The 14465-nt window shown below is 66.0% G+C and carries 10 protein-coding genes; 4 read left to right on the top strand and 6 right to left on the bottom strand.

The annotated features are described in order from the left end of the window. Positions 1–345 precede the first annotated feature (345 nt). Positions 346–762 (bottom strand): peptide-methionine (R)-S-oxide reductase MsrB, encoded by a 417-nt coding sequence (gene msrB / locus N6C22_RS16410; RefSeq protein WP_261652203.1) that lies wholly within the window; start codon positions 760–762, stop codon positions 346–348. A gap of 49 nt (positions 763–811) precedes the next feature. Beyond that, a complete protein-coding gene (locus N6C22_RS16405; protein WP_261652202.1) occupies positions 812–1762 on the bottom strand; it encodes a D-2-hydroxyacid dehydrogenase in 951 nt (316 codons plus the stop codon). Positions 1763–1886: 124 nt separating this feature from the next. On the opposite strand from N6C22_RS16405, the gene N6C22_RS16400 reads away from it, so the two are divergent. Then, positions 1887–3188: a cytochrome P450 gene (locus tag N6C22_RS16400; protein WP_261652201.1), complete on the top strand. Its 1302-nt coding sequence runs from the start codon at positions 1887–1889 to the stop codon at positions 3186–3188. A 106-nt stretch (positions 3189–3294) separates the two neighbouring features. Beyond that, positions 3295–4491: a redox-regulated ATPase YchF gene (locus tag N6C22_RS16395; RefSeq protein ID WP_261652200.1), complete on the top strand. Its 1197-nt coding sequence runs from the start codon at positions 3295–3297 to the stop codon at positions 4489–4491. 135 nt (positions 4492–4626) lie between these two features. On the opposite strand, the gene N6C22_RS16390 is transcribed toward N6C22_RS16395, so the two are convergent. Further along, entirely contained in the window at positions 4627–5883 is a 1257-nt protein-coding gene (locus N6C22_RS16390) for a sodium:proton antiporter (protein WP_261652199.1), read from the bottom strand. A 121-nt stretch (positions 5884–6004) separates the two neighbouring features. Here N6C22_RS16390 and N6C22_RS16385 point away from each other — a divergent pair, with 121 nt between their 5' ends. Together N6C22_RS16385 and N6C22_RS16380 are read left to right on the top strand one after the other, a co-directional pair. After that, positions 6005–7042, top strand: a complete 1038-nt coding sequence (locus tag N6C22_RS16385; protein WP_261652198.1) for an NAD(P)/FAD-dependent oxidoreductase — start codon at positions 6005–6007, stop codon at positions 7040–7042. A 54-nt stretch (positions 7043–7096) separates the two neighbouring features. Further along, complete coding sequence (locus N6C22_RS16380; protein WP_261652197.1) at positions 7097–7990, top strand: DMT family transporter; 894 nt, start codon at positions 7097–7099, stop codon at positions 7988–7990. 227 nt (positions 7991–8217) lie between these two features. Here the strand turns inward: N6C22_RS16380 and N6C22_RS16375 are convergent, their stop codons facing one another. From N6C22_RS16375 to N6C22_RS16365, 3 genes are read right to left on the bottom strand one after another with little or no spacing between them, the layout of a single operon-like run. Then, positions 8218–9873 carry an Ig-like domain-containing protein gene (locus N6C22_RS16375; protein WP_261652196.1) on the bottom strand — a complete coding sequence of 552 codons (1656 nt, stop codon included), beginning with the start codon at positions 9871–9873 and terminating at the stop codon, positions 8218–8220. 17 nt (positions 9874–9890) lie between these two features. Further along, positions 9891–11957, bottom strand: a complete 2067-nt coding sequence (locus N6C22_RS16370) for a type II secretion system F family protein (protein WP_261652195.1) — start codon at positions 11955–11957, stop codon at positions 9891–9893. Beyond that, a complete protein-coding gene (locus N6C22_RS16365; RefSeq protein WP_261652194.1) occupies positions 11954–14188 on the bottom strand; it encodes an ATPase, T2SS/T4P/T4SS family in 2235 nt (744 codons plus the stop codon). The genes N6C22_RS16370 and N6C22_RS16365 overlap by 4 nt, the downstream gene beginning before the upstream one ends. Positions 14189–14465: the final 277 nt, after the last annotated feature.

Here is a 14465-nt window from a genome sequence, read left to right as displayed (position 1 = left end):
CCCCCACTGGCCGGCGCCGAATCGTTCGTTACCCGATGCTCCGCACTCCCGGTGTTGTGTATCTCCCCTCATTCCCCTGACTCTCCCCAGAGCCATTAGCATATTGGACGTTCAGGGATATAAACGTATCTACGATAACACTTCTAATCTTGCATTTGGGGCTCTGGAACGGGTGCTTTCGGCAGTGTAGCGAAAACAGGTGCGCTAACTGGTTGGAGGGATATCGCCGGCCGTCTCTCCGCAGGTGGCAGCCGACTATCGGCAACTGGCGGTCGAACGTCATCGAAGCGCGGCCGAGTGATCGCTTACTGCTCGGCGTCGAAGAACGGTGCCTGGGGTGGTCGATCACTCCTCGTCGTCGAACTCCAGCGCCACCGAGTTGATACAGAATCGCTTTCCGGTCGGCGCCGGTCCATCGTCGAAGACGTGGCCGAGATGGCTCTCGCAGTTCGCACAGACGACCTCGATGCGGTGCATCCCGTGGCTGTGGTCCTCGCGCTTCTCGATCTTCCCCTCGTCCGCGGCGTAGAACGACGGCCAACCACAGCCGTGGTCGAACTTGGTCTCGGCGTCGAACAGGACCTCGCCACAGCCCTTGCAGCGGTACTTGCCGTCCTCGAAGTGGTCGACGTACTCGCCGGAGAACCGGGCCTCGGTCCCCTGCTCGCGGAGCACGTGGTAGGACTCGTCGTCGAGCTTCTCGCGCCACTCGGCGTCGCTCTCGGGAACGTCTCGTTTCGCGTCGGCGGAACTGTCGCTCATGCCCTGCTGTACGGACGCCATCGGCAAAGAGGCCGTGGTCGCGGTGGGCTCAGACGAGACGGTTCCGAAGGTCCGTCTCTCCGGCCGCGAGTTTCCGGTAGTTCTCGGCCAGAATCTCGGTCCAGCGGTCGAGTTTGTTCGGGTTCGACCCGGCCATGTGGGGCGTGATGACGACGTTCGAGAGGTCCCACAGCGGGGAGTCTTCGGGTAGTGGCTCTTCCTCGAACACGTCGAGGGCGGCCCCGCCGATGGTGTGATAGGTGAGTGCCCTGACCAGCGCGTCCTGGTCGACGACCTCGCCGCGGGCGATGTTCACGAGTACGGCGTCGCTGCCCAGCAGGGTGAGTTCCTCCCGGCCGATGAGTCCCGCCGTCTCGTCGGTGAGCGGGCAGGCCAGCAGGAGGTAGTCGACGCGGGGGAGCAGGTCGTGCAGGCCATCGGGGGCGAACAGTTCGTCCACCCCGTCGGGGACCTCGCTCGTGTCCCGTTTGAGTCCGAGGACGTCCATGCCGAGGGCGCTGGCGAGTTCGGCCGCCCGGCCACCGATGGCACCGACGCCGACGATACCCAGCGTCTTCCCGTGTATCTCGCCTCCCTCGAAGCGTTCCCAGTGCCCCTCGGCCTGCTGGCGCTGGCCGACGTGCATCTTTCGCTCGAACGTCAGCAGGTACCAGAGCACCTGCTCGGCGATGGGTTCGGCGTGGATGCCCGAGGAGTTGGTCAGCATGACGCCCTCCTCGGCGAGCGCGTCCAGGTCGTAGTGGTCGACACCCGAACTCAGGCAGTGAATCCAGCGGAGGTTCGTCGCTCGCGCCCTCGCGTCGGCGTCCAGGTGATAGCCCACGTAGCCGTCGGCGTCGGGGAGGTGTTCGGCCGTCTCTGCTGGTGTCGTGGTCGCTCGAACCGTCGCCGCCGGGACCGCCGCTTCCAGCGACTCTCGAAGTGCTTCGGCGCGTTCGGGACCGACACTGTGTGGAACGAGGACCAGGGGAGTCGTCATGTGTCGTGGACTCGCTCGCGGCTGCTTAGCCGTTGGGTCATCGGTCGCCTGAGGTGTCACTGCTGGTGCAGCGTTACCCCCGCGTAAGCGCGGCAACTTGCGCCATCGCTCCGTAGAGATGCACATGGCCGAACGAGACCCACATACACCGCCAGAGCGGCCGAGCAACGCCCGACCGCCGGGCGTCCTGTCCGTCCCCGAGGCGCTGTCGACACCCGAGTCGTGGCTCGACCCGTTCGGGTGGTACGCCGAGATGCGCGAGACGGAGCCGGTCCACTGGGACGCCGACCGCGAGTGCTGGGACGTGTTCCGGCACGCCGACGTCTCCGCCGTGCTCTCTGACCCCGAGACCTTCTCGTCGGACCCACGGAACGCGAGCAACGAGGCGTTCCGGCGGGCCAGCGAGGGCGTCGAGATGGAGACCATGCTCGGCAGCGACCCACCGAAGCACGAGCACCTCCGGGGAGTCGTCGAGGAACACTTCCGGCCGCGGGCCGTCGCCGACCTCGCGCCCCGCATCGAGGAGATAGCCGAAGACTGCCTCGACGACGTGCTCGCCGACGGCGAGATGGACGTGGTCGCCGACCTCGCGTACCCGCTCCCGGTCATCGTCATCGCCGAGCTGCTGGGCATCCCCAGTGAGGACCGCGAGACGTTCAAGCGCTGGTCCGATTCGCTGGTCGAGACACCGACCGAGCGGAGCGAGGCTGCCGCCCGCGAGGTCGAGGACCGCCGCCAGCAGACGCTCGACGAACTCCGCGAGTACTTCGACGACCTCATCGACCAGCGCAAGCGCGACCCCGGCGACGACCTCATCTCGAAGGTCGTCACCGCCGAGATCGAGCACCGACCCCTGTCGGCCGAGGAGATGCGCGGGTTCTGCGTGCTCCTGCTGGTCGCCGGGAACATCACGACGACCAACCTCCTCACCAACGCGGTCTGGACGCTCACGGAGCACCCGGAGACCCTGGAACGGCTCCAGTCCGAGCCGACTCTGCTGACCAAGGCCGTCGAGGAGGTCCTTCGCTACCGCTCGCCCGTCCAGGCCCTCGGGCGGGTCGCCACGACGGACACGACGCTCGGCGGCCAGACCATCCGGCAGGGTGACGTGGTCGTCCTCTGGGTCGGGTCGGCGAACCGCGACCCCGACGCATTCGAGCGCCCCGAGGAGTTCGTCGTCGACCGGACGCCGAACCAGCACCTCGCGTTCGGGCGTGGCATCCACTACTGCCTGGGCGCGCCGCTGGCCCGGTTGGAGACCCGTCTCGCACTCTCGGCACTCCTCGACAGCGTCGACGACATCGAGGCTGTGGCCACCGCCGACGGGCTCACGCCGGTCCGAAGCGCCTTCATCTACGGCGTCGAGTCGTTCCCGGTCCGGTTCGTCGCGCCCGGGTCGGACGTTCGCCGGCCGCCGCCAGCCTGAGCGGCTGGCGTCTGTACCCGGACTGGACATCGTACGGTATGGGGCCGCATACCACTGCAGAAACGGATTTCAAGCCTTATACTGCCCGACCGGCTTGACGATTCCAATGAGCTACAAGATCGGTCTCGTGGGCAAGCCCTCGGTGGGCAAGTCCACCTTCTTCAATGCGGCGACGATGAACGACGTGCCCGAGGGTGCGTACCCGTTCACGACCATCGACCCCTCGGTCGGCGAGGCGTACGTCCGCGTCGACTGTGCGGCCCCGGAGTTCGACGAGTCCTGCACACCCGATACCGGCTACTGCCAGCAGGGGACACGTTACGTCCCGACGAAACTCGTCGACGTGGCCGGGCTGGTCCCCGGCGCACACGAGGGCCGCGGCCTCGGGAACCAGTTCCTCACCGACCTGAACGAGGCCGACGTCCTCGTCCACGTCGTCGACTTCTCCGGCACCACCGACATCGAGGGCGAGAACACCGAGGGGCACGACCCCCGCGAGGACATCGACTTCCTCGAGAACGAACTCGACCAGTGGTACGTCGGCATCCTCGACAAGGGTATCGAGAAGTTCCAGAACCGCTACCAGGGCCAGGACGAACTCGCCATCGAGGTCGAACTCGCCGAGCAGATGTCCGCGTTCGGCATCAACAAGGACGAGGTCAAGAAGCTCATCCTCCGACTCGACCTCGGCTTCGAGCCCGAGGAGTGGGACGCGCAGGACCGCGAGGACCTCGCCCGCGAGATTCGCAAGTACACCAAGCCGATGGTCATCGCGGCGAACAAGATGGACACGCCCGCCGCCCAGGCGAACTGGGAGGAGATCACCACGGACCCGGACTACGAGCACCTCACGTTCGTCGCGGCCAGCGCCCACGCCGAGAAGGCGCTCAAGAACGCCGCCGAGCAGGACATCGTCGACTACCACGCCGGTGACGAGGACTTCGACATCGTCGCCGACGTGTCCGAAGAACAGGAGCAGGGCCTCGAACAGATTCGCGAGTTCGTCACCGAGTACGGCGGCACCGGCGTCCAGCAGGCCATCGAGACCGCGCTGTTCGACGAACTCGGCGTCATCGCCGTCTTCCCCGGCGGTGCGGAGGCCATGGGCGACGAGCAGGGCCGCGTCATGCGTGACTGCTTCCTCCTCCCCGAAGGCTCGACCACCTCCGACTTCGCGTACCACCTCCACTCCGACATCGGCGACGGCCTCCTCCACGGCCTGAACTGCCGGACCAAGCGCCAGATCGGCGGCGACACCGAGCTCGACCACCGCGAGGTCGTCGAACTCGTCACCACCAGCTGAGACTTCAAATACGAAGCCGCGGCCACCCCCGGCATGGTCTGACCATCGCCGGGGACGGTGCCGCGGTTGTGCGACACGCCCGTCTCCGTTCTTCTCCTCGCCCGTGTCGCCTGTTCGCCACCATCGAGTAGCTGCTCACTCCGCCGTATTCCCGAACTGGCCATCGCCGTGCCCGGTGAGCCGAAGCACCGTCGGCATCAACAACCCCTGGGCGACCACGCTGATGATGGCCACGCCGAACACCATCGTCTGGACGACCTCGCGGTACGGAAGCCCCGTGGGAAGCGCCAGGGCCAGCCCGACCGGGACAACGGTGTGCAGGCCGCCCCACACCACGATGTGCTGGCAGGCGACCGGAAGCGGGTCGGGCAGCACCTGGTTCGTCAGTGTCACGAGCGGGTAGATGGTCAGGGCTCGGACCAGTACGACGAGCACTGCGGCCAGCAGGACGAATCCGCCGTACTCGACGAAGTGGGCCACGTCGACGGTGGCCCCGATGAGCACGTACAGCACCGTGCTCACCAGGAAGGCGGCGACGTTCCACACCCGCTGGACGAACGACTCTGGCGCGGACATGTGCTCGTGGGTCAGTTCGTGGGCTCCCATCGCCAGACCCGCCCCGACGGTCGCCAGCACGCCGGACAGGCCCAGACCCCACTCTGCGAGCAGGAAGCTCCCGTATGCCACGACGACCGTGAGGAGCATCACCGCCAGCCGGTCCCGAAGCCGACGAGCGCACAGGTGTGCGAGGTAGCCGACGACCACGCCGACGAGCAGGCCACCGCCGCCGACGATCGCGATGCTGAGGACGAACGACACCACCTGCCCAGACGTCGTGAGCGACGCGACCGCGTCGCTGGCACTCTCGGCCTGCCGGAACGCGGCGACCAGCGTGGAGAAGATGACGATGGCGACCCCGTCGTTCAGCAGGCTCTCACCCTCGATCGTGACCGAGAGTCGCTTCCCCACGTCGAACTGCTCGAACACCGAGAGCACCGCGGCCGGGTCCGTCGGGAGGACGACCGACGCGAAGACCAGCGCGACGATGAGCGGGAAGCCGAACGCGACCGTCCCGAGCAGCCCGAGTGTGAGGACCGCCACCGGGAGCCCGACGAGGGTCAGAACGAGGATGAGAACCGCGTTGTGGCGGAGTTCGCGCACGTCGATACTGGTCGTCCCTTCGAAGACGATGGTCGGGAGCAACACGGCGAGGATGAGGTCTGCGGAGAGTACGAGGTCGAACTCCAGACCGAGCACGGAGACGAGCACCCCGACGGCGACGAGCACGCTGGCGTAGGAGAATTCAGGGCGCCAGTCGGCGAGGAGCTTGACGAGCAACGCGATGGCGAAGATGGCCACGACGCTCGCCAGGACCGGCTCGATCTCGCTCATCTGTCTCAGGAAAGGCCCCCGAGCCGGATAACGTTCGTTCCGGGTCGGGTGATGCGGTCACCTCCCGGTAAGCCGCTCGGGGAGCGCGGCGGTTTTTCCCGTGGAAGCCCGACTTCAGGGTATGACACGAACGGTCGCCGTCGTCGGCGCTGGCGCTGCAGGCGTCGGCGTCGCGGACGCGCTCCGTGGGACGGACACCGAGGTCACGCTGTTCGACAAGGGGAGAGGCATCTCCGGCCGGGCCGCGACCCGCCGCAAGCACGGCTGTCGCTACGACCACGGCGCGAACTACCTCAAGCCCGGTGAGGACGCCTGGGTTGACGAACTGCTCGATGAGCTCGGGGCGGAGGGCCTCGCCGACATCGAGCAGCCGGTGTGGACCCACGACGCCGAGGGGACCATCGCCGAGGGCCGCGACGACGAGTCGCACAAGTGGACCTATGTGGAAGGAATCACCCAGTTCGCCAAGCGCGTCCGAGAGCGGGCGGGCGCATCGGTCCACAAGGCGACTCGAATCGAGCAGATTGCGAACGAGGACGACGCGTGGACCCTCACCGACACCGACGGTGAGTCCTACGGCCCGTTCGACGTCCTCGTGCTCACCCCGCCGGCACCGCAGACCGCCGACCTGCTCGCAGCCACCGACTGGGCCGACGGCCGTCTCTCGCGGCTTCACGAGGCGGTCGAGTCGGTTCCGTACCGGACCATCCGGACGCTCGTCCTGCACTACCCGTTCGAACTCGACCGGCCGTGGTACGCGCTCGTCAACCCGGACCGCGAGCACCCGGTCGGCTGGCTCTCGCGCGAGGAGTGCAAGCCGGGGCACGTCCCCGAGGGAGAGAGTCTGCTCATCGCACAGATGAGTCCCGAGTGGTCGGTCGAGCACTACGACGACCCGACCGAAGAGGCCGCCGCGGAAGCCGCAGCCCTCGTCGCCACCCTGCTCGACGACGACCGACTCACCGAACCGGACTGGGTCGACTCGCAGGGCTGGCGGTACGCGCTCCCGGACGCTGCGGTCGACCCGGAGACGGCGAGCTGTGCCGAGGACGCGGGGCTGTTCGTCGCCGGTGACTGGGTAGTCGGCGAGGGACGGGTCCATCTCGCGTTCGAGAACGGGCGGAGCGTGGGCTCCCGAATCGCCGAACGGGAGGGATGACTCGCATTCGCCGGTTCCGGTAGGCTCACGACCCCCCGTCCCATTCGCCCGATAGTGACCGGAGAACTCCTCGTCCCCGCCCTGGCGATCGCGGCCGCCGCCATCTGGGCGCTTTCGATGACACTCCAGAAGCGCGGGCTGGCAGCCGGGGGGACGGTGCTGCAGGGCTCGCTGGTCGTCGCCACGATGGACGCGGTCTGCTACTGGCTCGTCATCGGTGGTGTCGCCGTCACGACCAGCCACACGCCACCGATCACGCCGTTCGTGCTGGGTATCTTCTTCGTCTCGGGGACGGTCGGCACCGCCATCGCGCGACTGTCCTCGTTCGTCGGCATCGACCGCGTCGGCGCGAGCGTGAACTCCGCCGGCATCTCGACCCGACCCCTGTTCGCCGCTGGCCTCGCCTTCCTCTTCATCGGCGAGGTCGTGAACGAGCTGACCATCGCCGGCATCGTCGTGCTCGTGGTCGGGCTCGTCGTCCTCACTCTCTCGAAAGGTGGCGACATCGCCGGCTGGCAGCCGTGGGAACTCGTCTTCCCCATCTTCGCGGCCATCGCCTACGGCGGCAGTGACGTGGTCCGGCGCTTCGGCCTGACCGAGACACCCGTCACGGCACTCGAGGCAGTTGCCCTCCACGAGACCTGGGGCGTCCTCTGGCTCGTCGCCATCATCGGCGGGCGTGTCGGCTGGGACGCTATCGACATCCCCCGTCGGGCGCTCGGGTTCTACCTCGTCGCCGGTCTCCTCAACGCCACCTCGCTGTTCCTGTTCTTCGCCGCGCTGGACCGCGGGAACGTGGCCGTCGTCTCCTCGCTGGTTGGGACTGCGCCGCTGTTCGTGGCCGTGTTCACCGCGCTGTTGCTCGGGGATCTGGAACGGGTGACGAAAGGGCTGGCCGCTGGCGCGTTGCTGGTCGTCGTCGGTGCGACGCTCATCACGATAGCGTGAACGTGCGATGCGGGTGTGGAATCTGAGCGCGCGGTGAGCCGCAGCGCTCGACCTATGACAAGTGCTGTGCCGCTGTGAGTCGACTGCACCAGCCCCACCTGGGAACAGCCGCGACGGTTGGGATTACCGTGTGAGCACGTGTAGTGGCTGGATGGCTGGGTGGTTAATACTCCGGAGAGAATCAGCATTCGAAACGGGGGTCGAATCGGTGGCCGTTCGTGGCCGGGTCAGGGCACCTGCGGCGTCACGAAGTACGTCGCCGAGGTACCGTCGTCGTAGATGATGGAGAGGATGTAGTAGTCACCCTCCTCGAGCTGGTAGTTCGCGAGGTCGCCCTTGTTGTCCACGCCGATGAACTCGAACCGGAACGTCTCGGTGCCGCCGTTCTTCGCGATGGTTCCGAGTGTGCTCGCCGGCTCAGCGTAGTCACCGCCGATGGTGAAGTTGGCTGCACTACCGCTTGGACCGGTCCCGTCGATCCTGTACTCTAGCGGTGGGTCCCGGTTGTTGCTGTTCGAGATCTGGCGCGCGGAGTAGAAGTTCACGCGAACTTCGTCGATGGTCCGGTCGACCGACCCGCGGTTCTCCAGCGTCAGGTCCGCGTAGAACTTCTTATCGCTGGTGTTCACCTCGATGATGTCGGCCGTCTGCAGGTTCACGGTGTTGGCGCTGCCCGGGTTGATGGTCCCCCCGATGCCCTCGTTGCGTTCGCCGACCTTGACAGAGACCTCGGTCGATTCCACAGACGTGGGGGTAGCCCCGAAGCTCATGTTCACCGAAGCCGAGCCGTCCGACGCTCCTGCGGCATAGACGAACTCCGCGATACCGTCCTCGTCGGTGACGGCGCTGTTCTCGGCGAGTGAGCCGACACCCGGGTCGGTCGCGTTCACGACCACGCCACTGACGGGGGTGTGGTACTGGTCACGGACCTGGACGCGGAGGGTCTCTGACCCGCCGACGGTCATGTAGAGGTCGCTCCCGCCCTTGTTGATGATGTAGGCGGGTTGCTCGCTCGCCGTCGACTTCTCGACCGAGACGCGAGCGACCTGCAGGGTGTAGGTCCCCGGCTTGAGGGTGACCGTCACCGTTCCAGCAGAGACATCCACGTCGGTGACGGTGCCTCTGGCCAGGGGCTCTGCGAGTAGTTCGTCCCACTCGGTCTGGGTGAGCTGCGTATCGAGCCTGATGGTCAGGTCGCCGCCGCTGTTCGTCACGGCGAGTCGCTGGGTTGCACCAGTGACGGGCTCCAGTCGGAGCGTCTCCGAGTCGACCGACTGCAGCGACAGGTCACTGTCGACGGCGACGAGGGTGATGCGGTTCCCGTCGATGAACGCGCCGTCGGTCACCAGCGTGGTCGCACCGTTCGGGAACCGGTTGTACACGATACCGTTCTCGAGGTAGGTCGTGGGGGCGGTCCCGTAGTTGTTGTACCGGGGCGTGTACGCGATGGTGCTCGTCGAGTAGCTCAGTTCGCGACTCGTCGCGAGTCCAGCAAGGTACTCGTCAGCGTCCGGATCGACCGCTGCGACGTTCGAGATTCGAATCCCGGTTCCCGTGGTCGAGTCGAGTCGGCCGGAAGCCGGCCCGGGGTTCACGAGGAACATCCGTGCCGGGTACCGGGTGCCGGGTTGGATGACGATATCGGTCGGCGTCCCCTCTTCGGCGACCTCGAGGATACCAGCGTTGAGCTGCTCGAAGTCCTCCTGGACCTGCTGGTTGTGTTCGAACTCTATCTGGCCGTTCATCGCGGGGACGAGGCTGACCTGCGTCAGTGCGAGCAGGGACAGCGCGAGCCCGAAGATGAGGATACCGCCGAGCACCGGCGATACGCCGCGCTCGTCCCCCCACAGTTTGAGTGTATTGTTGGTGTTGTTGTGTTGCATTGATTCTCCCCCTTCGTTCAGACCAGGACGAACGTCACGACGGCGACGAGCGTCAGGCCGATACTGTACTTCAACCCCGAGAGGGTGTCGTTGTCCGAGAGCTTGCCCGCGAGCATGCCACTTCCAATCGCCATGATGATGACGGAGTGGAAGAACAGCGCCCGGTAGGTGTCGAGCGGGACGTTGCTCAGGGAGGCGAATCCAGCCGCCTGGGCCTCCGCGAGGTTCTCCGTTTCGGCGGTCGTCTCCGCGATGGCACCGAAGTAGCTCGCGTCGATGAGCACGATGACCATCAGGTACACGAGGAACCCGATGACCACGATGGCGATGTACGACGACATCGCGCGCTGGCGGGCCCGGTCGATGCGGTGACGGTTGCGGGTGTCCTCGGCCGCGATGGCGAGGATCTTCGACATGTCGCCGGACGACCGGCCACCTTCCGCGATGAGCTTGATGGTGCGGGTCAGGTGGGGTACCTTGAGGCGGTTCCCGAGACCGACCAGTGCTTCGGTGAGGTCGTGGTTCCAGTGGATGTCGTTGCGGACGAGCCGGAGCTCGTCTGCGAGGACGCCCTTCGACCAGCGAGCCACCATGTCGAGCGCGTCGATGAGCGGGATGCCCATGTAGTTCGCACTCGAGAGCACGTTCAGCGTGTCGGGGAAGCGCTCGGCGAGTATCTTCTCGCGGCGGCGCTTGCGTTCGTGGAAGTACGACAGCGGCATCGCCACGATGAGCAGCGGCAGGACGACCAGCAGGGCCGTCGCCGCGACCGGTGCGGCCTCGAAGCCGGCGACCGACGGGGTCGCAAAGCCCTGGAACACGACCGCGGCGGTGAACGCGAGTGCGGCCGGGACGGTGAACAGGAGCGACAGGAGCGGCGTCGCCTTCACGACCGCGAGTGGGTCGCGGGCGAGTTCGGTGAATCGCTCGTGGCGCTGGTCCTTCTGGTAGGGACCGAACCGGTCGTCGTCTTCGACGGGCTCGGTGTCGATGGGTCTGGCGCGCTTCTCTTCGAGCTTCACGCCGCTCGTCTGGACGAACGGGGCCGAGAGCACGTCGATGAGCAGCAGGAAGCCCACCATCCCGAGTGGGAGGCCCACGTAGATGAGGACGGCCATCTGGGTGAGCGTCGAGCCGCCGAGGAAGCTGATGACCATCAGCGTCACGATGATGAACAGCGGCGCGGCGACGAACGCGACGATGAATATCTCGGAGAGCACCGAGAGCGTCTCCAGGAACTCCTCCTGTTCGTCCTTGGCGGTCTCGGCGTAGTGGCTGGACTGGTCCTCGAAGAACGAGGTCACCTCGCCACCGGAGTCGAGCACGCTCACGAGGTCGTCGAGGAACTGTTCGAGGTTGTCACTCGGCGTGAGGTTGCGGGCGTTCCGCAACGCGGTGAACAGGTCGTTCCCGAACAGCTCCATGTCGCGGACGATCATGTCGAACTCGTCGGCGACGTCACCGTAGGTGTCGTGCGACTTCGCGAGTGCCTTGAACACCTCGACGAGGTTCATGCCGCCGTAGCTCATCGCGTACATGTACGTGATGGCGTGCGGGAGTGCCACGTTGATGGAGCGTTCGCGGTTCGAGACGACGTTCCGCGGGTAGTAGTACCGGAAGGCCCAGATGGACCCTCCGACCGTACTCCCGAGGAGCAGCGCCGAGGCACCGCCGGCGAACAGGACCCGGTTCGACGAGACCAGCGACGTGATACCGCCAGGGGCGGTGACCGGCGACGTGAGGCCGCCGAGGATACCGGCGTTTGCGAGCCAGAACGTCAGGAGGACCCCGACGGTCGCCCCCACTGCACCGCCGACCATCGCGAGGATGGCGCTGTGGGTGAGGTAGATGTCGTAGGTCGTCCCGATACGGGCCTGGTTCAGCCAGCGCTGGACGTCGCGGTACTTCGCGGGGCGTGATTTGAAGTACGTCCGGATGACGCCGTACTGGTCGCGCAGCTCGCTGCGTTCCTCCGGGGTCATGTCCCGCGACCGCGGGAAGTACTGGCTGACCTCGTAGTCGGGCAACGGCGTCTGTCCCTCGCTCAACGGCGTCTGGACGCCTCCACTCTCCCGGGTACTCATCGCGCCTCCGCGTGGATGACGCCGTCCAGCCGGTCGGCGCGGATGGCGTCGAGGATCTCGTCACGGTCGCGCTGGAACGTGTGGATGGTCCGGGTGACGTCGTGGTAGTCGGTGATGTCGTTGTCGACGAGGAAGCTGAGGACCTCGGTCCGGACCGCGAGCTCGTCGGTGAGCTCGTCGGCCGTCCAGCCGCGTTCGTCGGCGATCTCCGCGAGGAGCCGCGATTCGTCGCCTCGTTCGTACTCGTCGCTCCGCGGGTCCCAGCGGAACACCTCGTTGGTCTCTATCGCGGTGAGGTCGTCGCTGGCGTGAACCTCGGCGATGACCTGGTTGCGGCGGACGCGGGTGTCGTCGGTGAATATCTGCTTCTGGATGGCGAGCACGTCGAGGTCCTGTATCATCTGGACCGGGACCGACAGCGGCGCGTTCTCCAGGCGGGCGAGTGCGCCCTCCACGGAGTCGGCGTGGATGGTCGTGTACGACGTGTGGCCGGTCGCGATGGCGTTGAAGAACGTCAGGGCGACGCGCTGTTCGGTGCGGACCTCACCCACGAGCAGGTACTCGGGGCGCTGCCGGAGCGACGCCTGGAGGAGCTCGTACATCGACACCTCGCCGCGGCCACCGTCGGTGACGGCGGGGCGCGAGACGGACTGGATCCAGTTGTCGTGGGGCAGCGTGATCTCGCGGGTGTCCTCGATGGAGACGACCTTCGAGTTCGGCGGGATGAAGAACCCGATGGCGTTCATCGAGGTCGTCTTGCCGGACCCGGTACCGCCCGCGAACACGAGCGACTTGTTGTTCTCGATGGCGAGCCAGAAGTACGCCATCTGGTGGACGTCGAACGTGTTCCACTTGATGAGGTCGACCGGCGTGTACGGCACCTCCGCGAACTTGCGGATGGTGAAGTTCGACCCGCGGGTCGCGATGTCCGAGCCCAGCGTGAGCTGGATGCGTGACCCGTCGGGCAGGCTCGCGTCGATGAGCGGGTCGGACACGGAGATGTGCTTGCCGGCGCGCTGGGCGAGCCGGACCGTGAACGAGTTCAGCCGGTCCTTGTCGAAGACGACGTTCGAGCGCAGGTCTCGGTAGTCGCCGTGGTAGACGAACACCGGGACGTCGATACCGTCACACGAGATGTCCTCGAGGTTCTCGTCGCGCATCATCGCGTCTATCTTCCCGAAGTCGAGGAAGTCCCGCAGCAGGTAGTACAGCAGCTTGTAGATACTGCCGTCCTCGACGGTCGCGGCGTGCTCGGCGATGATGTCCTTCGACTTCTCCTCGAAGACGACCTCGCGGCCGCGCTCTGACTCGATGTCGTGGTACATCAGGCTGTTGCGCAGGATGCGCGTGAGGTCCTCCCGGACGTAGCGCTCGAAGCCGTCGAGTTTGACCTCCGTGACCTCGTAGCGGAACTCCTTCCGGTTCGGACAGAACATGATGGAGACGTACGCGTACGGGCGGTTGACCCAGTAGCGCTCGACCTCGACGAGGTCGTCGAGGTACGAGAAGTCGAACCAGCGCTCGTCGATGAACTCGTTCGTCGGGCGCGCGGCGAAGCTCTCGTCGAGCGTGACGCTGTCGTAGTACGCCTTCACGTCGTCGAGGATGAGCTTGATGATGTCGTCCTTGGTGAGGGTCTCCTGTTGTTCGACCCATAGCACCAGCTCCTCCGTGCCGAGTTCGGTCGGGTCCTCCGTCTCGTCCTCGTCTTCCGCCGGTTCGGGGTCGTCCTCGCGGACGACGAGTTCGTCCGACGCGTCGTCGGCCGTCTCGCCCTCGTCGGCGGGGTCTTCCTCGTCTTCGCGGCGGACGAGCTCCTCGGACGGTTCGTCGCTGTCGGCGTCGGCGTCGGCGTCGGCTTCTTCGTCCTCCAGGATGGTCGCGGCCTCGTGGCGCTCCAGCTCGTCTACTGTTTCCTCCGTGGGGACGAGTGAGTCACTCTCCGTAACCGTGGCGGACGCGTCTGCCGATTCACCCGCCGCTTCCTCGTCCATCGCGTCCCCGTCCGCCTGTTCGGACACGTCTTCGACGGTGTCCTGTTCGGCTACTGGGCCGAACTCGGGACCGACATCGGTGTCGGTGTCCCCAGCCCCCGTTGCGGCCGACTCTTCCCCTTCGGTCGACATCGATTCGTCCTCGGTCGACGTCGACTCGCTCTCGGTCACCGTCCAACCCCCGTCGGTGGTGTCCGTGCGGTCCTCCCCCTCGTCGGTTTTCTCATAGTGATTCATCAATATATGTTGATACGATACGCGGGCTAGTGACGTAAAGCTTTGCGAGATTGTTACGTTACGGTCCTCTAATGGGTGAAAATCAGGGAAAACGCAATACGTGGGTGACGGATTTGACTATGTTACTATGATAAAAATTGCTATTGGTTATCATGTGCCGCGATTGGTGGGTGGGGCCACTCGAATGGCTCGTTCGGGTCCTTCTATGCCCGGTTGAACCGAGGAGTGCGTCGTTATGGGCGGGGCACACCGCCCGGCACCAGCGTCGAACGGGACG

Source organism: Haloarchaeobius sp. HME9146, from assembly GCF_025399835.1.
GTDB lineage: Archaea > Halobacteriota > Halobacteria > Halobacteriales > Natrialbaceae > Haloarchaeobius.
This window is presented reverse-complemented; position numbering and strand designations above follow the sequence as displayed.